This is a genomic window from Cellulophaga sp. HaHaR_3_176, from assembly GCF_019021925.1.
Taxonomy (GTDB): Bacteria; Bacteroidota; Bacteroidia; order Flavobacteriales; family Flavobacteriaceae; genus Cellulophaga.
In genome coordinates this window covers 1,425,632-1,447,678 of record NZ_CP058990.1, presented here as the reverse complement: position 1 = coordinate 1,447,678, position 22,047 = coordinate 1,425,632, and the positions used below count along the sequence as shown (strand labels likewise).

Annotated in this window: 20 protein-coding genes; 17 read left to right on the top strand and 3 right to left on the bottom strand. The window is 30.4% G+C overall.

What is annotated here, in order from left to right; all coding sequences use genetic code 11:
• Positions 1-44 precede the first annotated feature (44 nt).
• Positions 45-788 carry an acyl-CoA desaturase gene (locus H0I23_RS06160; protein ID WP_216785581.1) on the bottom strand — a complete coding sequence of 248 codons (744 nt, stop codon included), beginning with the start codon at positions 786-788 and terminating at the stop codon, positions 45-47.
• 68 nt (positions 789-856) lie between these two features.
• On the bottom strand, positions 857-1,426 hold the full coding sequence (locus H0I23_RS06155; protein WP_216785580.1) for a Crp/Fnr family transcriptional regulator: 570 nt from the start codon (positions 1,424-1,426) through the stop codon (positions 857-859).
• A 229-nt stretch (positions 1,427-1,655) separates the two neighbouring features.
• Here H0I23_RS06155 and H0I23_RS06150 point away from each other — a divergent pair, with 229 nt between their 5' ends.
• The 17 genes from H0I23_RS06150 (at position 1,656) to H0I23_RS06070 (ending at position 20,625) form a co-directional block, all read left to right on the top strand.
• Positions 1,656-2,252: an NAD(P)H-dependent oxidoreductase gene (locus H0I23_RS06150; protein WP_216785579.1), complete on the top strand. Its 597-nt coding sequence runs from the start codon at positions 1,656-1,658 to the stop codon at positions 2,250-2,252.
• 3 nt (positions 2,253-2,255) lie between these two features.
• Positions 2,256-4,130 carry a monovalent cation:proton antiporter-2 (CPA2) family protein gene (locus tag H0I23_RS06145; RefSeq protein WP_216785578.1) on the top strand — a complete coding sequence of 625 codons (1,875 nt, stop codon included), beginning with the start codon at positions 2,256-2,258 and terminating at the stop codon, positions 4,128-4,130.
• 165 nt (positions 4,131-4,295) lie between these two features.
• A complete protein-coding gene (locus H0I23_RS06140; RefSeq protein ID WP_216785577.1) occupies positions 4,296-5,375 on the top strand; it encodes a serine hydrolase in 1,080 nt (359 codons plus the stop codon).
• A 200-nt stretch (positions 5,376-5,575) separates the two neighbouring features.
• Positions 5,576-6,907, top strand: coding sequence for a TolC family protein (locus tag H0I23_RS06135; protein WP_216785576.1), 1,332 nt, complete (start codon positions 5,576-5,578; stop codon positions 6,905-6,907).
• 11 nt (positions 6,908-6,918) lie between these two features.
• A complete protein-coding gene (locus H0I23_RS06130; RefSeq protein WP_216785575.1) occupies positions 6,919-8,136 on the top strand; it encodes an efflux RND transporter periplasmic adaptor subunit in 1,218 nt (405 codons plus the stop codon).
• A gap of 6 nt (positions 8,137-8,142) precedes the next feature.
• Entirely contained in the window at positions 8,143-8,886 is a 744-nt protein-coding gene (locus H0I23_RS06125) for an ABC transporter ATP-binding protein (RefSeq protein WP_216785574.1), read from the top strand.
• Between the two features lie 2 nt (positions 8,887-8,888).
• Positions 8,889-10,109 (top strand): ABC transporter permease, encoded by a 1,221-nt coding sequence (locus tag H0I23_RS06120; RefSeq protein ID WP_216785573.1) that lies wholly within the window; start codon positions 8,889-8,891, stop codon positions 10,107-10,109.
• A 210-nt stretch (positions 10,110-10,319) separates the two neighbouring features.
• Positions 10,320-10,475, top strand: coding sequence for a hypothetical protein (locus tag H0I23_RS06115; RefSeq protein ID WP_216785572.1), 156 nt, complete (start codon positions 10,320-10,322; stop codon positions 10,473-10,475).
• A gap of 248 nt (positions 10,476-10,723) precedes the next feature.
• Complete coding sequence (locus tag H0I23_RS06110) at positions 10,724-11,902, top strand: YHYH protein (protein ID WP_216785571.1); 1,179 nt, start codon at positions 10,724-10,726, stop codon at positions 11,900-11,902.
• A gap of 280 nt (positions 11,903-12,182) precedes the next feature.
• Positions 12,183-13,220 carry a sensor histidine kinase gene (locus H0I23_RS06105; RefSeq protein ID WP_216785570.1) on the top strand — a complete coding sequence of 346 codons (1,038 nt, stop codon included), beginning with the start codon at positions 12,183-12,185 and terminating at the stop codon, positions 13,218-13,220.
• A gap of 67 nt (positions 13,221-13,287) precedes the next feature.
• Positions 13,288-15,087 (top strand): ABC transporter ATP-binding protein, encoded by a 1,800-nt coding sequence (locus H0I23_RS06100; protein WP_216785569.1) that lies wholly within the window; start codon positions 13,288-13,290, stop codon positions 15,085-15,087.
• Positions 15,088-15,139: 52 nt separating this feature from the next.
• Positions 15,140-16,465: a YHYH protein gene (locus H0I23_RS06095; RefSeq protein WP_216785568.1), complete on the top strand. Its 1,326-nt coding sequence runs from the start codon at positions 15,140-15,142 to the stop codon at positions 16,463-16,465.
• Entirely contained in the window at positions 16,462-17,061 is a 600-nt protein-coding gene (locus tag H0I23_RS06090) for a YbhB/YbcL family Raf kinase inhibitor-like protein (protein ID WP_216785567.1), read from the top strand. Before H0I23_RS06095 ends, H0I23_RS06090 begins: the two co-directional genes overlap by 4 nt.
• Positions 17,062-17,074: 13 nt before the next feature.
• Positions 17,075-18,091 carry a hypothetical protein gene (locus H0I23_RS06085; RefSeq protein WP_216785566.1) on the top strand — a complete coding sequence of 339 codons (1,017 nt, stop codon included), beginning with the start codon at positions 17,075-17,077 and terminating at the stop codon, positions 18,089-18,091.
• A 33-nt stretch (positions 18,092-18,124) separates the two neighbouring features.
• Entirely contained in the window at positions 18,125-18,859 is a 735-nt protein-coding gene (locus H0I23_RS06080) for a LytTR family DNA-binding domain-containing protein (RefSeq protein ID WP_216785565.1), read from the top strand.
• Between the two features lie 127 nt (positions 18,860-18,986).
• Complete coding sequence (locus tag H0I23_RS06075; RefSeq protein ID WP_216785564.1) at positions 18,987-19,733, top strand: hypothetical protein; 747 nt, start codon at positions 18,987-18,989, stop codon at positions 19,731-19,733.
• Between the two features lie 103 nt (positions 19,734-19,836).
• Positions 19,837-20,625, top strand: coding sequence for a hypothetical protein (locus H0I23_RS06070; RefSeq protein ID WP_216785563.1), 789 nt, complete (start codon positions 19,837-19,839; stop codon positions 20,623-20,625).
• Between the two features lie 121 nt (positions 20,626-20,746).
• Here the strand turns inward: H0I23_RS06070 and H0I23_RS06065 are convergent, their stop codons facing one another.
• Complete coding sequence (locus H0I23_RS06065) at positions 20,747-22,003, bottom strand: mechanosensitive ion channel family protein (protein ID WP_216785562.1); 1,257 nt, start codon at positions 22,001-22,003, stop codon at positions 20,747-20,749.
• Positions 22,004-22,047 lie beyond the last annotated feature (44 nt).

Sequence of the window (22,047 nt, the reverse complement as noted above, 5' to 3'; positions counted from 1 at the left end):
AAGCCTTTTTTGTTTTTATACCACTAAGTTATAACCTTGAATAACTATTTATCTTGAATTGTAATAGGCTTTAAATGAATAATACCAAAAGCATTTAGTATTTTAATAATTACATAAGTTACATCAACTTCATACCACTTTACACCAAAATTAGCTCTGCTAGCATGTTTGTGGTGGTTGTTATGGTATCCTTCGCCCATCATTAAAAAATCAAAACGGAATAGATTTTTACTAGTATTTTTCATCTGAAAATTTACATAACCGTAAATATGACCAAACCAGTTGATAATAACACCATGTATAGGTGCCATTAAAAAAGTAATAGGTAATAATAACCATTGCCAAGCAGCAGTCACAAAAAATGCAAAAAATAGAATATAAAGCGTAATCCACAATAATCTAGAAAAACGAGAACTAGCAAAAGTATCAAACGATTTCCATTGTGGTACATTTTTGGTAAAACGTTGATCTATAGCAATACGTTCTTTATTGATATCTTGATAGATGTTTTTTGTTCTCCACATCATTGCAAATAAATTAGGATCGTGTGATGGAGAGTGTGGGTCGTTTTCTGTATCTGTATATGCATGATGCATGCGGTGCATAACACCATATCCATAAGCACTTAAATAGCTAGAACCTTGAAAAATCCAAGTTAAAACAAATGTAATACGCTCCATAGTTTTAGACATGGTAAACACTTGGTGTGCTGCGTAACGGTGTAAAAAGAAAGATTGAAAAAATAACCCTCCATACCAAAGCACTAAAACAAAAATGACTATAGCCATAACTTTTTTTAGCAAAGGTAATTTGACTTTGAACGCTAAACAATGAACCTAAATCAATAAAAACCTACTTACAAACGCTTTCTAATTCGACTTAAAGCTTGAGCTGTTACCCCAATATAAGAACTGATGTACTTTAATGGAACCTCTTTTAAAAGCTCTGGCCGCTCTTTAAAAAGCTTCATATAACGATCTTCTGCGGTAAGGTTTAATAAATCTTGCTCTCGTCTCGACTTTATTAAAAACAAGCGCTCAGCAGTTAACCGACCAATTAAATTACCTATTTGTGTATTTTCATAAACATCTTGTAAGTCGCTATAAGTTATGCTTAGCAAACAAGTGTCAGTAAGTGCTTGTACTTGATATGCTGATGGCTTTTGTGTTAGAAAAGAATCATACGCACTTATAAACTGATTTTTAAAACTGAAACCAAAAGTAATTTCTTTTTCAGGATTTTCTTTAGGAATAAATAAACGTACTACACCAGATTCTATAAAAGAAATATGATTTTCAATTTCGTTAATTTTTAAAAATATGCTTTTTTTAGAGATAACACGACGCTGTAATTTTGATGTGAAAAATTCCCAATCTAAATTAGATATGGTCGCTATTTGATCTAAGTATGTTTTTATTTGTTTCAAATTTTTTAATCCTATGTATTTCAATTTGTAAAGATAAGGATTCTTGAAGGCAAACCCATTTAGCCTTAAATTTGTAAATCGACTTAATACATAAAAATATAATTTTAAATATGAGTGAGTTGTTCTTAAAACCCATATAAAGTAAAAATTTGCTATATACAATAGCTTCTATAAATTCAAATACATAAAATATTCTTTAAGGTTAACAATTTTCTGCTAAATTGCTATTATGAAAAAAATACTAGTTTTATTTTCACATCCTAAATTTGAAAAATCTAGAGTAAATGCTGCCCTAGTAAATCAGATTAAAAATATAGAAGGGGTCACATTTTGTGATTTGTACGAGATTTATCCTGATTTTCATATTGATGTAGATGCCGAAAAAAAACTTTTAGAGGAGCATGACATTATCATTTGGCATCATCCATTTTACTGGTATAGCTGTCCGCCACTTATGAAACAATGGTTAGATCTGGTTTTAGAATTTGGGTGGGCATATGGCCCTAATGGTGATGCATTACATAATAAAACATGTTTAAATGTAATTACAACTGGCGGTTCTAGAGATTTATATTGTTCATCTGGCACCAATAGTTTTACGGTTAGTCAATTTTTACGTCCTTTTGAACAGACCGCAAATTTATGTGGTATGCAGTATTTACCACCATTTGCTGTTATGGGAACACATCAACTACCAGATAATCAATTAGAGACTTACGTTAATCAATATGGTGAACTTATAAAATTACTTCAGCAAAATTTGGCAATTGACGATTTTAGTGGTTGCTTTTTTTTAAATGATATCCCTCAATTACAAACACCATAAATTATGACAGGTAGTATACTTTTTCAAGCAATTGTTTTTTTGTTAGGAGCCATTATTTGTGTATCGCTAGCAAAGCGTTTAGGATTAAGCTCGGTAATTGGTTATTTGTTCGCTGGTGTTTTAATAGGGCCTTATGTTTTAGGATTTATAGGGTCTGAAGGTGATGATATTCTTCATTTTGCAGAGTTTGGTGTTGTAGTGATGCTATTTTTAATAGGACTAGAAATTGAGCCCAAGAATTTTTGGAATATGCGAAAAACCATAGTTGGTATGGGGGGTTTACAAGTAGCAGGTACAATGTTATTATCGTATTTGCTTTTTACCGTATTGGGTTTTGACTGGAAAGTTTCATTAGTTATTTCAATGGCAGTAGCTTTATCATCTACAGCAATTGCACTACAAACTATAAAAGAAAAAGGCTTGATGGATACAACTTTTGGTACATCATCATTTTCAATTTTATTATTTCAAGATATCATTGTTATATTTATGTTAGGTGCATTACCACTACTATCTAATTCTAATGAAACATCTGATAGTGCAGATAGTGGTAATTTATTAGATGGGTTGCCAATAGGTTTACAAACTTTAGCTATTATTTTATCTGTTGTGTTTATAATTGTAGCGGGTAAATATTTAATTGTACCCATGCTACGTAAGGTGGCTAAAACAGGAGTTAGAGAGTTATTAATAGCATCTGCTTTTTTAATTGTTTTTGCCATTTCATTTTTAATGGAATATGTAGGTTTAAGTCCTGCTTTAGGGGCATTTTTAGGTGGCGTAGTATTATCAAATAGTGAATATAAACATGAATTAGAAAGCACTCTAGAACCTTTTAAAAATCTACTTTTAGGCTTGTTTTTCATGGCTGTTGGAGCTTCTATTAATTTTATAGTAATTGCAGAAAACCCATTAACTATTGGCGGAATTCTATTTGCTGTAATAGCTTTAAAAGCTGTTGTTTTATTTATAACGGCACAGGTGTTTAGTTTAAAATTAGATCAAAAATTATTGCTTACATTTAGTTTAGCACAAATTGGTGAATTTGCTTTTGTACTACTCTCATTTGCTTTTGATTTAAACCTTTTAGAGCAAAAGGAAATGGATATGTTATTGGTAGTAACAGCGCTTTCAATGTCACTTACTCCAATTATAAGTATGGTAAATGAGCGATTGATACTTCCTAGAATAGGTACAAAAGAATATGTAAAACGACCTACGGATCATATAGCAAAATCTCAAAAAATTATTTTAGTAGGGTTTGGTCATTTTGGTAGTACTATAGGGCGTTTTTTAAGATCACATGGTGTAGAAGCAACTATTTTAGATCAAGATTCTAACCGTGTCGATTTTCTTCGTAAAATGGGCTTCGAGGTATATTATGGCGATGCTACACGTATAGATTTATTAGAATCTGCTGGTATCGCTCAAGCTAAAATAATTATTTGTGCAACCAATAAGCTGTCAGTCTCAAAGGCTATCAGTAAGATAGTTAAAGAAAAATATCCTCATGTAGAAATGATGATTCGTACTAAAAATAGATATGATGCCTATGATTTACTTAACCTAGGCCATGAAAATATATATCGCGAATCATTAGAAACTTCATTAACTCTAGCTAAAGATGTATTAAGTAAAATGGGCTTCAGAAAATATACATTGAATAGGCAGGTGCAGAATTTTATTAAGTATGATGAAAATAGTTTAAGGCGTTTGGCTTCAGAACCAAAGAGAGAAGATGATTATATTTTTAAAGCAAGAAAAGAGTTAGAGCAACAGGAGAAGTTTTTAAATGATGATTTTAAAAGAGGTATTGTTGATTTTGATACGCATTGGGATAGTGAGTTAATAAAAAAAGCATTAGAAAATAAAGTTTAGATCCTTAAAATTTAATTTTATGAATTTGTTAAGTGTTAATTATAAATCCTTTAACTATCGCTGTTTTATTATAGGCTAGTTTTACTTTCTCCAAGTAGAAGTTTATTACCTGAAAGTAAAACAACCATCATGTTTAAATATATTTATTCAACATTTATTTTTTTTATGTTGCTATGCATTAGTTGTACTAGTGAAGACGAAACAAAAATAACTACAGATGAATTTTCTAATCAAATAGGCAATTCAGAAATTGCTGCTATTATAAAAGAAAACATTTCAAATTTCCCTGACAATACTCAAGTATCAATTGCACTTATTGATAATGCCGAAACTGAATACATCGGAGTTGTTAGGAATGGTGATACATTTGAAATTATAGAAAATGAAAATAGCATTTTCGAAATTGGTTCTATAACTAAAGTATTTACTAGTATATTATTATCAGATTTGATAGAGAAAAATGAAGCAACTTTAAATGAAACGCTTCAAAGTCAGTTTGATTTTACGATAAAAGAAGGCGGAAATATTAAATTAGAACAACTAGCAAATCATACGTCTGGTTTACCAAGGCTACCTACAAATTACGAAAGTGTAGATTATGATGAGCAAGATCCTTTTGCTAATTATACTTCTGATTTACTAAACAGTTATTTAGAAAATTATGCGGTTTTAAATAATGTTACAGGTTCTGAGTTTGAATATTCTAATTTAGGAATTGGTTTATTAGGTCATATTTTATCTAAAAAAACAGGAAAAACTTATGAAGACTTTATACAAGAAACCATTTTCAAACCTTTAAATATGAATGCAAGTACCACTTTATTATCTAATGTAAATACAACATCGCTAGTAAAGGGTCTAAATGCTAATGGTGCCGAAATTCCCAACTGGAACTTTACAAATGCAACAGTAGGAGCAGGAGGTATAAAATCATCTGTAGTAGACTTAGAGAAATTTGTGCGTAAAAATTTTGAAGACACAACTGTTTATAATTTACCACAACAGCCCACTTATGAAGTTACAAATGATTACGGAATAGGTTTAGGTTGGCAAATTATAAAAGATGATACATTTACGATATTGTTACACGATGGTAGTACAGGTGGTTACACATCTATGTTATCATTAGATAAAAACAATAAAAGAGCTGTAATTGTACTCTCTAATGTTTCTGGAGTTAGTACTCAAGCAGAAAATATAAGCACGTTAAATCTTGCCTTATTAGCTAACTTATCAGGTGTCTAAACGTCTACTTTTCCCATCAATTATATATAAATAGTATACTTTTTTTTACATAAATAGATAAAAGAAATATCGGTTAGGCAGAGAAATTCTCATCGATAAAATATAGGTTTCTGTATACTCAATACTCTCAAACGTCTATTACTTTTTATTAAGATAGTATATAATTTCACCTTTGAAGTGTTAATTTAAAACATTCAAAAATGAAATTATTCTTAATTATAACAAGTATATTCTTTTTGCAATTTTCATTTGCACAAGATGCTGCAATTAATACGACCCCAAAAATATGGTCTTTAAAAGATTGTATAAACTACGCTTTAGAAAATAATATTACGGTAAAAGATGCTGCTCTTAATAAAAGCATTGCTGAAGTAGATTATAGTAAAGCAAAATCTTCTCGATTACCTAATTTATTTGGTAGTGCTTCACAAAATTTTTCTAGCGGAAATACAATTGACCCTATTACTAGTGATTATGTTACTGACCAAGTGAGTAGTACTAATGTTGGACTTAATAGTTCATTAACGCTATTTCAAGGTAACCAGCTTAACAATCAGGTTAAGCAAAATAAATTATTGTTAGAACAAAGCATTTTTCAAGAAGAAATAGAAAAAAACAATATTGCTTTAAATATTTTAGAAACCTACTTACAGACACTTTACAGTAAAGAAAACATTTCTATAGCAGAAAATAATTTAGAAGCTTCAGAAAAAGAAGTTTTAAGATCTAAAGCACGTTTAGATGCTGGTACTATTGCTTTGAGTGATTATACAGATGCACAAAGTCAAGCCGCAACAAATAAATACAATACAATTGCCGCTAAAAATGAGTATCAACAATATATAATAGCGCTTAAACAATTATTGGAATTAACACCAATGGATGATTTAGAAATAGAAACCATTGATGAAAATATGGATTTGATAAACTTAGAGCTCAATAAAATTGAAGTGTATACGAATGCTTTAGGTTTTTTACCAGAAATACAAGCCAATAAATTAAATATAGCAGCAAACGAAAAGGAGTTAGATATTGCTAAAGGAGGGTATTTACCAACTTTATCATTAATAGGTAGCTTAGGTACAGGGTATACCAGTATTAATGATAATACCTTTTCTGATCAATTTGATGTCAATTTCAATCAAAAAATAGGGGTGTCTTTAAATATCCCAATTTTTAATAGAAATCAAACAAAAGCAGCTGTAAAAACAGCTACGATAAATATTGAAAAAGCAGAGATACAAAAACAAAATACAGAAAAAGATATCTATAAAAAAGTAGAAACTGCATATCAAAATGCGGTATCTGCTCAAGAGCAAGTTATAGCATCAGAAGCATCAAAAGTTGCTGCAGAACAATCATACAAATTAGCACAAAAAAAGTATGAGTTAGGTGGTTTAAGTACAACTGATTTAGTGATTAGTCAAAACATTTATACTAATGCTCAACAGAATTATTTACAATCTAAATACTTAAATATTTTATACCATCAATTACTACAATTTTATCAAGGAAACGATATCAAACTTTAATTAATATAATCATGAAAAAAAATAGAAAAAATATCATTCTAAGCATTGTTATTGTAATAATACTTACGGTTGCAGCTTACTTTTTTTTAGATAACGATGATGCGATTGTTATTGAAGCAAAAACAATAGTTGCAAAAAAAACAGACGTAACTACAATGGTTACAGCAACAGGTACTATGGAGCCAATTACACAGGTTGAAGTTGGTACCCAAGTATCTGGAGTAGTAGAAAAAATATATGTAGATTATAATAGTGTGGTTAAAGAAGGTCAATTAATTGCAGAATTAGATAAAACTAATTTGAATGCTGCAAAAACACAAGCACAGGCTGCTTATGATAATGCGCTTAGTCAAAAAAACTATACACAAACAATTTATGATAGACAAAAAACATTATTTGATAATCAAGTGATTAGTAAATCTGATTTTGATGATGCTGCATTTAACTACCAAACAGCAAAAGGTACAGTAACACAGCGTTATTCAGACTTACAACAAGCCATAACTAATTTAGGGTATGCCAATATCTATTCGCCTATAGATGGTGTTATTTTATCAAGAGCAATTGATGAAGGACAAACAGTAGCAGCAAGTTTAAGTACACCAACATTATTTACGATTGCACAAGATTTAAAAGAAATGCAAGTTGAAGCAGATGTGGATGAAGCTGATATAGGACAGGTAAAAGAAGGACAACGAGTAGAGTTTACTGTTGATGCTTATATAGGTGAAACTTTTAACGGTGTTATTACACAAGTGCGTTTAGATCCTACAATAACATCTAATGTGGTAACATATATAGTTGTTGTTAAAGCAGAAAATGAAGATTTAAAATTGAAACCAGGCTTAACAGCTACCATTTCAATTTATACTTTAGAGTTAGACAATGTGTTAACTGCAGAAGCTAAAGCAATAAATTTTAAACCAAACGCTGAAATTTTGGCAACATACAATGCACATCATAATTTAATAACTAATACAAGTTCACCATCAGATAAAGAAACCACACTTTGGGTATTGGGTAAAGATAGAAGTATTACACCTAAAACAGTAACATTAGGAGCAAGCGATGGTGTAAATGTTCAAATTTTAAGCGGTATTAGTCAGGGTGATAAACTGGTATATAGTTTAAAAGGTATTTCTAAGGCAGAAGCAGGAGGTCCACCATCAGGAGTAGGGTCTAACGAAAGTCCATTTATGCCACAACGTCCAGGAGGTAAAAAAAAATAAAAAGCCATGAGTAAAGAAATCATTAAAATAGAAGATTTAAAACGTGAGTTTACCATGGGAACCGAAACGGTTCATGCATTAAGAGGTATTTCATTCACCATAAAAGAAGGCGAGTTTGTTACCATTATGGGATCTAGTGGATCTGGTAAAAGTACCATGCTTAATATCTTAGGCTGTTTAGATCAACCTACATCTGGAGTGTATGCAATTGATGGTGTTAGTGTAAAAGATTTAAGTAGAAACGAATTAGCCACAATTAGAAACGAAAAAATAGGATTCATTTTTCAATCTTATAATTTATTGGCAAGAACATCGGCTATTGAAAACGTAGAGTTGCCCTTATTATATAACAGCAAAGTATCTACAGAAGAGCGCAGAAAACGTGCTATTGAAGCTCTAGAAAAAGTAGGGTTAGGAGACCGTTTACATCATACACCATCGCAACTTTCGGGAGGGCAACAACAACGTGTAGCTATTGCCAGGTCGTTGGTTAATAATCCTGTAATGATATTGGCTGATGAAGCCACAGGAAACCTAGATACAAGAACGTCGTATGAGATTATGGCGTTATTTCAAGAGTTAAACAAACAAGGGATTACCATCACATTTGTAACACATGAACCAGATATAGCAACGTTTAGCAATAGAACCGTTGTCTTAAAAGATGGAGAAATTATGCAAGATTATCAAAATCATAATATACAGTCTGCTGCAAACGAATTAGCCAATTTACCTAAACAAGACGATTAATTATGAGACTATTAAATTTATTTAAAATCGCAACAAAAGCCATTATTCTTAATAAAACAAGAACATTGCTTACCATGTTAGGCATTATCATTGGTGTAGCTTCAGTAATTGCTATGTTAGCCATTGGTGAAGGCTCTAAAGAAAGTATTCGTACTACTATTTCTGCAATGGGTTCTAATATGATAACTATAAGACCAGGAGCCGATGATAGAGGTCCAGCAAGAGGTAGTGGAGGAGATGTACAAACTTTAACGCTAAAAAACTATGAAACCATTAAAGAGGAAGCAAATTTACTAAGCTATATCACACCAGTCGTAAATGGAGGTGGACAAGTTATTAATGGTTCTAATAACTGGCCAAGCACCATTTATGGTGTTAATCCAGAGTATTTAAGTATTAAAGTCGTTGATTTACAGAACGGTAGTATGTTTACAGATTTAGAAGTAAAATCAGCTTCTAAAGTTGCAGTTATTGGACAGACAGTTGTCGATAATGTATTTCCTGATGGACAAGAACCTGTAGGACAAATGATTCGTTTTAATAATATTCCGTTTAAAGTTATTGGAGTTTTAGAAGAAAAAGGTGAAAACACCTTTGGTCAAGATCAAGATGATGTGGTGATAGCACCTTACACAACAGTACAAAAACGTATTCTAGCTATCGATTATTTAAATCAAATAATAGCTTCTGCCATAAGTGAGGATGATGCACCAGAAGCAGTAACACAAGTCACACAAATTTTAAGAACACAGCATAAATTATTAGATACTGAAGAAGATGATTTTAGTGTACGTTCTATGGAAGAATTAATTTCAACATTTAGTTCTACCAGCGAAATGTTAACCATTTTGTTAGTAGCAGTAGCAAGTATTTCTCTTTTAATTGGTGGAATTGGAATTATGAATATCATGTATGTTTCTGTTAAAGAACGTACAAAAGAAATTGGTTTGCGTATGGCTGTAGGAGGAAAGGGATCCGATATATTAATGCAGTTTTTAATTGAAGCTGTTTTAATAAGTATTACAGGAGGTGTTTTAGGAGTATTATTAGGTCTTGGAGCCACAGTATTTATAGAAAAATTCTTAAATTGGCCTACAAGTGTCGCCATGTACTCAATTGTAATTTCATTTGTAGTTTGTGCTGTAACTGGTATCTTTTTTGGATGGTACCCTGCAAGAAAGGCTTCTGCATTAGATCCTATAACTGCTTTGCGTTACGAGTAATTTAAAACTATAAATAATGAAAAAATTAAAAGTAATTGATCCACGAAGTACTTCGCAAGATAATCTTACTCTTTTTATTGAAAATAAAACTTTTGCTTTTGCATATGATATTATGAATTTCCCATGGTACTGGAGTAACACATAACACATATAAGCCAATAAAGTATAGGAAATGCTGCCTATGTGGCTTTTGGTCGCAGCTTAAGAAATATGAATGGAAATGGTTGGATAGATATTTATGGAGCTGGCTCACAACGTAGCGATCCTAAAACTGCAAATCCTGATGATTTTACCGAAGGTAATGGACTACAAAGAAATACAATACGCATATATAACTATGTAAGATTAGTGCGTAATATTAAATAAATATTGAAGTTTTATAGAACAAAAAACGGCATGTAACAATATCTAAAACAAAAACTGTTCAGGTGAGAACTTGAATCTCTTTTGTAAATAATTAAGCAGATTACTTGTTGAAAAGTAGTTGTTTTTATTCCACTACTGCTTTTATACTAACCCATTGAGTATAATGTTGAATGCAGCCTTATATAATTCAATAAATATTGACGATTATATTATACGATTATTTAAAAAGAATCTAAATAAATTATAAAATGAAAAACCTTTCATTGTTATTATTAATTTTTACAATCTTGATTTCTTGCAAATCAAATCAAGAAAAAAAGGAACAGCAAGAACCAAATGGACAAAGACCTTCTTCGATACAGATAATTTCAAAATTGGATAGTAATGAAGACGGAAAATTATCGAAAAGAGAAGTAAAAGGACCAATCGCTAACGATTTTATAAATATAGATAGCAATAATGATGGCTTTTTAACTTTAGAAGAACTTAATAAAGCAGAAAAAAATCAAGAGAATAGACCCCCACAACAAACAAATACAAATTTGTCAAAAGAGATTGATGCTTCGGTTAAGACAATTCCAGTAAATACAGATTATTTTATTTCAGAAAACATAATTAACGGAATACAAAAGCAAATAGTTGAATTAAACGGAATTGAGACACTTTGTTATGTCATTAAAACAAATTCCCAAGCAACCGAACATGAAATGGGCCCTTGGTGTCCAAGACATATCGAGGATGGAATGGAGAAAGCTGGAATTTGGTTTAAAGATGATAAAGTGTATGATGTTTCAGGACACTTTATTGCTAATTTAGATGAGTTCTACAGCGATGACAAATGGAAATTATATAGAGAAGATGGAACGATTAAAGTAACCGATACAGAAGAGGGATGTTTGGCGGCAGCAAAACCAAATGTAGAGGAAAAATATCATAACTATTGTGTAGAATGCTTGCCCGAATATTTCAAAAACCAAGTAACCACTTTTGTAATTCCAGTTACACCAAAATATATAAAAACTGCTCAAAGTTTTGGAAGAGGCGGAATAGGAGTTGCTTTCAACGGCGTGAAGTATGACCCACCTGCACCAACACACGCAATATTAGCAGCACATACAATAGCCCCTTTAGATGACCACGGAGGGCACGTAAATCCGCACGGAGGTTATCATTATCACGCAGTTACTGGCTCAACAAAAGAAATACCGCAAACTGATATTCACTCGCCAATTATTGGCTATGCAATTGACGGATTTGCAATTTTTGCTTTATTGGATAAAAACGAAAATAAGCCAACAAATTTGGACGAATGCGGTGGACATTCTGATGATAAAAGAGGATATCATTATCACGTTGGAGAACCAGGAGAAAATCAAATCATTAAATGTCTACATGGAGTAGCTGGAACTATGAATGTAGATGAATAAACAGGTAGCAGGTATAAAAATTACATGCTTTAATATTTAAATAAGGCATTTAATTTTTATTTTGGATTATAAAAAAATATAATCGATAAAATCATAGCATTCGTATAGTTAATACAGCAAACTATCTATTTAGATTCTATAAAAAAGTGCTTAGTTTTATCTTTGAAGTATTATTTTCAACAAAGTCAGAAGAGTATAGCTTTTAATGCTGTTTTTTATGAAATCTGAAAATAATGTAAATAACTAGAATATACTATATCTGATTTAAAAATAGGATTTAATGCATAAAAACAAAAAAATAACAGCCCTTTCTCACCTTTTAATTTGGTTTATGCTATTTAGCATGCCTTATGTGCTATCATATGGGCAATCGCAAGAGATTGAAAGGATTATAGCACATTTTTGGATCCCTTTAGCGTTTTATGCTATCATTTTTTATATAAATTATTTTTTGCTTATTGATCAGTTTTTATTTGCTAAAAAAATGCTACTTTTTGTATTTATCAATTTAGCGATTATTATCTTATTTGTTACATTAAAAGAACAAATAGAAAATAATTTTTTTCAAAATTTGATAAAGAAACCATCTTCTAACGATAAAGTTAATGCTCCTCCGTTTAAAATGTTTGTTTATATACAAATGTTATCTTACATGGCACCATTACTATTTTCAATAGCCATAAAAAGCACAAAACGTTGGATAAAAACAGAAGCAGAACGTAAAGAAGCAATTAATTTTAAACTAAAGTCTGAGTTACAACATTTACATTATCAACTACAACCGCATTTCTTTTTTAATTCATTAAATAATATTTATGCAATGGTTGATATTTCGCCGGATCAGGCTAAAATATCAATACATAGTTTAAGTAAATTGATGCGTTATATGCTGTATGAAACTAATGTAGAGTCTGTTTCGTTATCCAAAGAAATCGATTTTATGAAAAAGTATATCGATCTAATGAAACTGCGTATATCTGATAAAACAGTTGTTAATTATATTTTTCCTTCAGGTGAAACAGGAATAAAGATTGCCCCTTTATTATTTATCTCATTAATAGAAAATGCTTTTAAACATGGTGTATCGGCAAGTAAACTAAGTACTATCGATATACACATGATTATTAATGAAACCACTATTTTGTTTACCATAGAAAACGATAATTTTCCAAAAAAAACAGACGATAAAAGTGGTTCTGGAATAGGAATTCAAAATATTGAAAAACGAATAGAATTACTTTATCCAAATAAAAATGATTTTAAAACATTTGTTAAAGAAAATCGATTTGTAGCAAATTTAAAAATTGAAACGAACTAAGTATAAGACTTCTATTTTTTTGAGAGGTTTTCAAAAACAACAGATCAAATACACAAAATTTTAATGTATGAAAGACGCTTCTAAACAAACTTTTTTAGAGCTTTTCAAAAAACTTTGGAACTATGTAAAACCATATAAAAATTTGGTAATTGCATCCCTAGTTTTAACTATAATTGGTTCATTTTTGGCACAAGTTAATGCCTTGGTATTGCGCTACACTGTTGATGAATTAACGACCTTAAGTGATGCCAATAAAACCGTAAAAGAAGGTTTTTCATTATTAACTACAATTAGTATTATTCTTTTATTAAAGGAAGGTATTTATGCATTAGTACAATTTGGTCAAAAGTTCTATGGAGAAAAAATGAAAATTTATATTTCAAAAGATTTTGCACAAAATATTGTAGAAAAAATATTGACGTATAAAATGGCTTTTTATAGCTCGCCAACTAATGAAAGTGGTAAATTACAAACAAGAATAGATTTAGGGGTTTCAAGTCTTACACAGTTAGTTAAAAACTTCTTTATTGATATATTACCTTTATTTTTTAATGCGTTTGTAGCTTTAATTATCATGTTTAACGCCAATGTATATATTGGCCTTGTGAGTCTCGCAATTATTCCTCTTTTTTTTTACATAAGTAGTCTACAAGCTAAAAAATTGAAAGGTTTTAGACGAACAATGAGAAAATATAGAGAGACAAAAAATAATGGCATCATTAGTTTAATAAACTCTATTACTGTTATAAAATCTTTTACAAGAGAAGATTTTGAAAGTAAAAAGCATGAAGCTATTCAATTAGATATGACTGAAAATCAATTACAAACAAGAAAATTAAGTTTCTTATTTGACGGGTTAAAAAAATTCACAGAACAATTTGGAGTCGTAATTATTATCATATTAACCGCTTATTTTGTTTTAAATGGCAGCATGACTATCGGCGCCATAATGTTTCATATTTTACTATTTAACAATGTATCGGCACCTATACAACAGCTACATCGCATTTATGATGAAGTACAAGATGCCATAATATATTCGGATGCATTTTTTGATATTATGGACGCCGATGAAGAAACAGAATTGAGTGGCAATTATATTCCTGAAAAATTCACCGGTACTTTTGATATTAAAAATGTCGATTTTGCTTACCCTAACGGAACAAAAGCCCTTTATGATGTTTCTATGGTTATTAAACCCAATACGATAAATGCTCTAGTTGGGTTAAGTGGTGCAGGAAAAAGCACGGTGATTAATTTGTTAGATAAATTCTATGCACCAACTTCAGGTAAAATACTTTTAGATGAAGTTGATTTGCAAGAGTATGATACGCAATGGTTACGGGATAATATTGGATTGGTACTGCAAAAAAACCACATATTTAATGGTAGTATCAAAGAAAACATCCTTTATGGTAAAGAAGATGCTACAGATGCCGAGGTTATAGCTGCTGCAAAACAAGCCTATATTCATGAGCAAATTATTCAATTACCAGGTGGTTATAGTTCGAAAGCAACTTTACTTTCTGGAGGTCAACAACAACGTGTTTCTATAGCACGATTGTTCTTAAAAAACCCTCCTATTATTTTCTTAGATGAGCCTACTGCAAGTTTGGATGCAATTGCAACAGAAAAAATCAAGAAAAGTTTAGACGCCATTAAAAAAGGGCGAACAGTAATCGTTATTTCTCATAGTATTTCTCAAATAATAGACGCCGAAAATGTCATTGTTTTAGAAAAAGGAAAAGTTATTGAACAAGGTACTCATGAGGTTTTGTATAATAATGAGAGTGCTTATTATAAAATTTTTAATGCCATGGCAAATAGCTTAAATATTGATAAAATTAAAAACACTTTAAAAGAATAAGTTTCTGATTTTATTTTCAAAATAACAACTATAAATAATATAGCGAAAGACTATGAACTATTTAATTTTAATTACCCTTGTCGTCTTATCTTTTGGTTCTGTTTCCGCTCATGAAGGTGGACACGGAATACCATCCAAACAATGGGAGTTAACGACCACAAATGAAACTATCAATGCTGATTTTATTTCATATGAAAATGGTGAGGTTTGGCTTATAGATGGCAACCATACTATTAAAAATTATCAAATTTCAAACTTTGCAGAAGCTGATCAAAAGTATATAAAAGCTAAAAGTGAATTGATTCATTCTTTAAATAATAGCAATGTTATTAAAACTAATTCTCAATCATTATCAAATTTTAATTGGGCACTTATTAGTTTAGGAATTTTACTTTTATTCTTTTCTGTTTTTAAACTAATAAAACAAAAAAAAGTAGTGTACTTAACTCACGGAGTACTTGGTTTAAGTGTAATTTTAATAGTATCATGTAAAAACTCCAAAACTGAAAAAATAAGTACTGTAAATACTCCCCAAAATGATGTTTCTATCATGCAATCATTTTTCGCAAAATTTGACGGTATTACAACGCATACAGACGACAACTATCTGTATATTTCATCCAATGGGTTACCAGATCATGACATGATGGTTGGTATTACAAATTGGCAACAACAAGTGCCTATTAATCAAAATTACACGGGTGATAATAGTTGGGCTATACCCACAAATCCAAAAATGGCAGAGAACCCATTATCTACAAAAACCAATTTACTTAAAGGAGCCATTGCTGTTGCGGTAAATGGAATACCTATTTTTAATCCTTTAAATAATAGAGGAGAAGATGCTAATGCTATTGGAGAATTAGACCATTGGGGTGGGCATTGTGGTCGTGCAGATGATTATCATTATCATTTACCACCAGTACATTTGCAAGATCAAGTAGGTGCTGGCAATCCGGTAGCTTATGCTGTTGATGGTTTTCCGGTTTATGGAGAAACCACAGATACATTAGATGAATATTTAGGGAAAACAAACCCAGATGGTTCGTATCAATATCACACCATTAAAGAATATCCCTATTTTATTGCAGGTATGCGGGGTGAAGTACAATTAGACCCAAAAACAAAAGCACCTGAAAACCAAGTGTATCCGCAACCTAGAACACAAGAATTAAGACCTGCATTAAGACCGTTACGAGGTGCGGAGATTATTGATTTTAAATCCTTAGGAGAGAACACATATTCCTTAACCTACAGTTTAGATTCCAAAGAATATATTATAAATTATAATTGGGATAGCAAAGATAATTATAACTATCAATTTATAAATCCTGATGGTACATCAACAGTTGAAACTTATAAACCAAGAGAAAAATGAAATATTCAAAATTTATAGTTCCCATACTTTTTATTGGGTTGATGTCTTGTAAAAACAATAAAAAAGCAACTACAGAAGTAAACCATGATGATTTTAAAACCATCTATTCCAATTTTAAGCTAACGAGTATTGCTATAGAGAATGGTGTTTTATTGGATGCTTACAAGTGCGAAGAGAAGATTAATGATGTTGAAAACTCTATTCCACTTTCTTGGGAAAACGTGCCAGAAGGCACTAAGTCGCTAGCAGTTGTTATGTATCATTATCCTAAGAAAGATGACAAGACTGAAATCAATTCATACCTTTTATTATGGGATATAAATCCTGAAACAACAGAGATACCATATAAAATGGCATCTAAAGGCAATTGGTTTATGGGTGCCAATAAAGATGGAACAGCGATATCATACACATCGCCTTGTTCTCGCGGTAAAGGTGAACATGAATACACCATAGCACTATATGCTTTATCAGAAACACCCGCTTCTTTACCTAAAAAGAACAGCCTAAATGTAGATTATAATGTCTTTATGAATGCATTGGCAACCGTAAGCATTATAGACAGAACAACTTTAACATTTATAGACTCAAATTAAAAATAATAATAAAATGATATACTTAAAGAACACTTTACTACTCTTTGTTTTCGCTTCTTTAACGATGACAGCTTGTAAAAATGGTCAAAACAGTAAAAAAACGGCTGTCGAAAATTCAGAAGCTTATACCGGAACAGCATCTGTATCTCAAGGATCGGCAACCGTTCTTACTCAAAATATATTTGAATGTGATAGAGGTAGAGAAGCTCCAATTGGCACTTCTACTGCAACAGATGGCAGTAAATGGACTGTTCCTGCAGAAGTAAATTTCACTGATAATAATTTTCCTTTTGCATCAGATTTGTTTAATCCGTGTACAAAAGTAGAATACGCATCTGCAGATGAAGCATTGGCGGCTTTAGATGGAACAGATATTATTGAGGTTGATGCCGATGGCGAGATAGTTACAGCCTACGTATTTGCCGATAATTATTTTGAAATGTACATTAATGGCATACCTGTAGGTAAAGACAATGTGCCTTTTACACAGTTTAATTCTAATATCGTTCGTTTTAAGGTAAATAGGCCTTTTACAATAGCCATGAAATTAGTAGACTGGGAAGAAAATAGTGGTTTAGGATCTGAGGCTAATAGAGGACAAGCTTTTCATCCAGGAGATGGCGGAATGGTGGCTGTTTTTAAAGATGCTAAAAATGATATAATTGCAAAAACAGATGCTAATTGGAAAGCCCAAACATTTTATACAGCGCCTTTAAGAGATTTATCATGTGCTTCTGAAGAAGGTTCTTTAAGGTTAAGTGATACTTGCAGTACTGAAGATTCTAGTGACGGAACATCATATTATGCTCTACATTGGAAAACACCTTCAGATTGGCAATTACCAAGTTTTGATGATAACGAATGGCCAAATGCGTCTGAATATACAAATGACATCATAGGGGTTGATAATAAACCATCATACACCAATTTTATCAACATTTTTGATGATAATGAGGTAGACGCCCAATTTATATGGTCAACAAATGTTATTTTAGATAATGAAGTTATTGTTAGATTCACTGTTAATTAAATTTTATTAATTAAAATTAAATCCACTTAAATTATGAGCAATATAAAAATCACCTGTGTTATTGTAGACGATGAGCCAATGGCGCTTAATTTAGTGGAAAGTTATGTTGAAAAAACACCTTTTTTAGAACTAAAACAAAAATGTAGTAGTGCTATTGAAGCTATGGAGTTTATAAAAGAGCAATCTGTTGATTTATTGTTTTTAGATATACAAATGCCAGATTTAACAGGTATTGAGTTTTCTAAAATGCTACCAAAAGAAACACGTGTTGTTTTTACCACAGCTTTCGATCAATACGCTTTAGAAGGTTTTAAAGTTGAAGCTTTAGATTATTTGTTAAAACCATTTGATTATGCTGAGTTTTTAGGTGCGGCAAATAAAGCAAATGCTTGGTTTTCTTTAGTGAAAGGTAAGCAACAGAGTATTGTGTCAGAAAAAAAGGAATTTATTTTTGTAAAATCAGAATATAAACAATTGCGTATAAAATTAGCAGATGTTCTTTATTTTGAAGGTTTAAAGGATTATATCAAAATTTGGTTAAAAGATAATTCAAAGCCTATTTTAACTTTAATGAGTCTAAAATCATTACAAGAAGAATTACCTGAAAGTGAATTTTTACGAGTTCATCGTTCTTTTATTGTTTCATTAAAAAACATTGAAGAAATAGAACGTAGTCAAATCATTATCAATAATCAACGTATTACAGTTTCAGAACAATATAAGCCTGCTTTTACGGCATATATAAACTCTAATTCTTTAAATTCATAACTTTCAGTAGGTTATATACTTTATTGAGCTACATAGTTTATTTGTAGGTACTTATATTTTTTAAGTGTACGTAATTCAATTATCTTAAAAATTAAAAGTTTAATACTTTTTTCTAAAATTTTCATCTATGAGATTGTTTCGTAAATTAAGAAAAAAACTAATCGCATTAGGACAGTTTAAATCATATTTGATATATGCATTTGGTGAAATTATACTTATTGTAATAGGTATATCTATAGCTTGGAAAATAAATGATCTGAATGATATTCGAAAAAATAATTTGTTAGAGCAAAAAATTTATTTTAATTTAAAAGAAGAGTTAAATACCAATTTAGGTATATTAAATGGTTTAGTCGTCGAATATCCTGAAACGATAATTTATTTAGAAAACACTTTAAATTATGTTTCTGTAGACCAATTAAATTTAACAGAAGGTGCAAAGGATACTATCATTAATATCTCTGATAAAGAGGTGAAATTATTAAATGCCTCTATAAATTCGATTATAAATACGACTAAGTTTGAGTTTATTGAAAACACAAGTTTGAAAGACTTAATTATCATATACCCTAATCTTATAGAAAGTTTTAAAAAGCAAGATGATCAAATTAAAGCGATAGTTACTAACCGATTAAAACCAGTTTTAGAAGAATATGTATCGTTAGTTGATATGCTTTCTAACGAAGATTCAAAATATGATCATATTAAAGAATTTGGAGCTAAGTCTGATTATACAGCATTACTTGCTAGTAAGGAATACCAGAATAGTATTATTGATCGTTTATTGCATACTCAAAAACAGTTAGATAACGCAAAAAGTCTAAGAGGTAAAACAAAAATATTAATTACGAAGTTAAATGAAGAACTCGACTAAAAAGTATAAGGTTCAAAATATAAATTAATATAATTTTATATAAATGTAAGTTTTTACTTAAGTGTCGACTAAATCGCCTAATTAATAGAAAAATATCTAAAATATGAAGTCACAACTTAAAAATACTTTTGCAAGTGTTTTATTAACATTCGCTGTTACATTTTCAATTAATGCTCAAAAAACTGATGATAAATCTGCTGAGTTATTAGATGCATTAGAATCTGTAAACGGAGGATATAAAAAATTATCATCTAAAAAAGATGTTGAATTTAAATATGTTTATGACAATTTTGAAAAAGGAAAAGATGTTTCTTTAGAGCGTCATATTTTTAATGGTGAACATTCTTGGGCATCTTATTCTCAACACGACCTTAATGTTTTACCAGGTAAAGAAGGTGTAGCTGTACAATCTTTAGTAGCTGGCATACCTACTTTAACATTAGATGGTAAAACAATAACGGACCCGAAAGCTGTTGGAGGTACTAAATTTTTACGTGAAGTAAATTTTTATTGGTTTGCAATGATGTATAAATTAAAAAATGAAGGAACAAACTATAAATTTTTAGGAACTGAAAAAGTAGGTGAAACAACATACGATAAAGTAAGTTTAACATATACCTCTGATGTTACAAAAAAAGAGCAGAATGATGAGTACATATTATACTTTAACCCTGAAACACATTTAGTTGATCAGTTTTACTTTTCATTACCAGCATGGGGAGTTAATAAGCCAGTTTTAAAAATGACTTTAGAATATGAAACTATTGATGGTATATTAGTATCTACAGTACGAAAAGGATACGGACCAGATGGCTCTGCTATGGGAGTTTTTACTTTTAGTGATGTAAAATTCAATAACGGATTCAAAAAAGAATCTTTTTTATTGAACTAATATATAAAACATTCAATTACTTAAAAGTCCATCATTTTATGATGGACTTTTTTTTATTAAAAATTTTAATGAAGCTTAACTCTTCTATTATTTAATTACCTATTATTAAAAATAGTGTTATTTAAATAGCTTTTTTTGAACTCAAAAAACTCGAATTACTGGGCAACTCAAAAAGTTCTAAATTAAAATATGGAACAGCAGCAATTATGTGATCGAAAATTTCAGCCATAATATATTCGTAATTTTGCCAGCGCTTGTCGCTACTAAAAGCATAAATTTCTAAAGGAATTCCTTGAGTTCCAGGAGCTAGTTGACGAACCATAATCATCATATCATTATTAATACCAGAATGGTTTTCAATATGAGTTTCTATATATTTTCTAAAAACACCAATATTTGTCAAATTTCGACCATTTAATAGTATTTCTTTATTGATGTTATGTTCTGTATTATATGCATCAATATCTGTTTGACGCATTTCTAAATAAGAGGCTATAATTTCTATTTTTTTTAACTCAGTAACTTCGTTTTTAGATAGATAATGAATACTATCTAATTTAATATGTATGGCTCTTTTAATTCGTCTTCCTTCTGAGTTTTCCATACCTCTCCAGTTTTTAAAAGAATCTGAAATTAAAGCATAGGTAGGTATTGTTGTAATAGTTTTATCAAAATTTTGAATTTTTACGGTAGATAAGTTTATCTCGATAACAGTTCCATCTGCTCCGTATTTTTCAAAAGTGACCCAATCACCAATGCGTACCATATCATTTATAGAAACTTGAATGCTGGCAACAAAGCCTAGAATAGTATCTTTAAAAATAATAATGATAACAGCAGAAGCCGCTCCGATTGTAGTAATAAATTTAATAAATTCTATTCCTGTAATAATAGCAAAAGCAGAGAGGATACCTATTACCCAAGCAAAAATCATAAATACTTGAATGTAGCTATCTATGGGCTTATCTTTTAGCCTTGGTAAGGTTTTAAAATAATCTTTAAGTGTGTTTAAAAGACTGCGAGCAATCCATAGGGTTAATATTATAGCAAAAACTTGTAACCCTTTTTCAACAATATTTTCGAAATAAGGAAAGTCAAAGAAAACAAAAGGAGTAAGCTCTAGTGCCACTATTAATGGTATAATATGAGCTATACTTTGTGGAGCTTTATTTTTTACAAGTAAATTGTCAAAATTAGTTTTAGATTTTACTGTAAACTGAGTAAAGAGTTTTAGTAAAATTCTTCTGATAATAAAATCAACTAAAAAAGTTACTATTAATAAAATGACTAATAAAATTGCAAGATTTATATATTTAGCAGAAGTTACGGACAACCCAAACTTTAATATATAATCATATAGCATGTGTTCGATTTTCATAATTTACAGTTTTCTAATAAAAATCAATACTTCTAAAAAAGAAC

Coding starts and splice junctions, on each gene's coding strand:
- H0I23_RS06160 (WP_216785581.1), bottom strand. CDS start 788: ATGGCTATAGTCATTTTTGTTTTAGTGCTTTGGTATGGAGGGTTATTT.
- H0I23_RS06150 (WP_216785579.1), top strand. CDS start 1,656: ATGAAAAAAATACTAGTTTTATTTTCACATCCTAAATTTGAAAAATCT.
- H0I23_RS06145 (WP_216785578.1), top strand. CDS start 2,256: ATGACAGGTAGTATACTTTTTCAAGCAATTGTTTTTTTGTTAGGAGCC.
- H0I23_RS06140 (WP_216785577.1), top strand. CDS start 4,296: ATGTTGCTATGCATTAGTTGTACTAGTGAAGACGAAACAAAAATAACT.
- H0I23_RS06135 (WP_216785576.1), top strand. CDS start 5,576: ATGAAATTATTCTTAATTATAACAAGTATATTCTTTTTGCAATTTTCA.
- H0I23_RS06130 (WP_216785575.1), top strand. CDS start 6,919: ATGAAAAAAAATAGAAAAAATATCATTCTAAGCATTGTTATTGTAATA.
- H0I23_RS06125 (WP_216785574.1), top strand. CDS start 8,143: ATGAGTAAAGAAATCATTAAAATAGAAGATTTAAAACGTGAGTTTACC.
- H0I23_RS06120 (WP_216785573.1), top strand. CDS start 8,889: ATGAGACTATTAAATTTATTTAAAATCGCAACAAAAGCCATTATTCTT.
- H0I23_RS06115 (WP_216785572.1), top strand. CDS start 10,320: ATGAATGGAAATGGTTGGATAGATATTTATGGAGCTGGCTCACAACGT.
- H0I23_RS06110 (WP_216785571.1), top strand. CDS start 10,724: ATGAAAAACCTTTCATTGTTATTATTAATTTTTACAATCTTGATTTCT.
- H0I23_RS06105 (WP_216785570.1), top strand. CDS start 12,183: ATGCATAAAAACAAAAAAATAACAGCCCTTTCTCACCTTTTAATTTGG.
- H0I23_RS06100 (WP_216785569.1), top strand. CDS start 13,288: ATGAAAGACGCTTCTAAACAAACTTTTTTAGAGCTTTTCAAAAAACTT.
- H0I23_RS06095 (WP_216785568.1), top strand. CDS start 15,140: ATGAACTATTTAATTTTAATTACCCTTGTCGTCTTATCTTTTGGTTCT.
- H0I23_RS06090 (WP_216785567.1), top strand. CDS start 16,462: ATGAAATATTCAAAATTTATAGTTCCCATACTTTTTATTGGGTTGATG.
- H0I23_RS06085 (WP_216785566.1), top strand. CDS start 17,075: ATGATATACTTAAAGAACACTTTACTACTCTTTGTTTTCGCTTCTTTA.
- H0I23_RS06080 (WP_216785565.1), top strand. CDS start 18,125: ATGAGCAATATAAAAATCACCTGTGTTATTGTAGACGATGAGCCAATG.
- H0I23_RS06075 (WP_216785564.1), top strand. CDS start 18,987: ATGAGATTGTTTCGTAAATTAAGAAAAAAACTAATCGCATTAGGACAG.
- H0I23_RS06070 (WP_216785563.1), top strand. CDS start 19,837: ATGAAGTCACAACTTAAAAATACTTTTGCAAGTGTTTTATTAACATTC.
- H0I23_RS06065 (WP_216785562.1), bottom strand. CDS start 22,003: ATGAAAATCGAACACATGCTATATGATTATATATTAAAGTTTGGGTTG.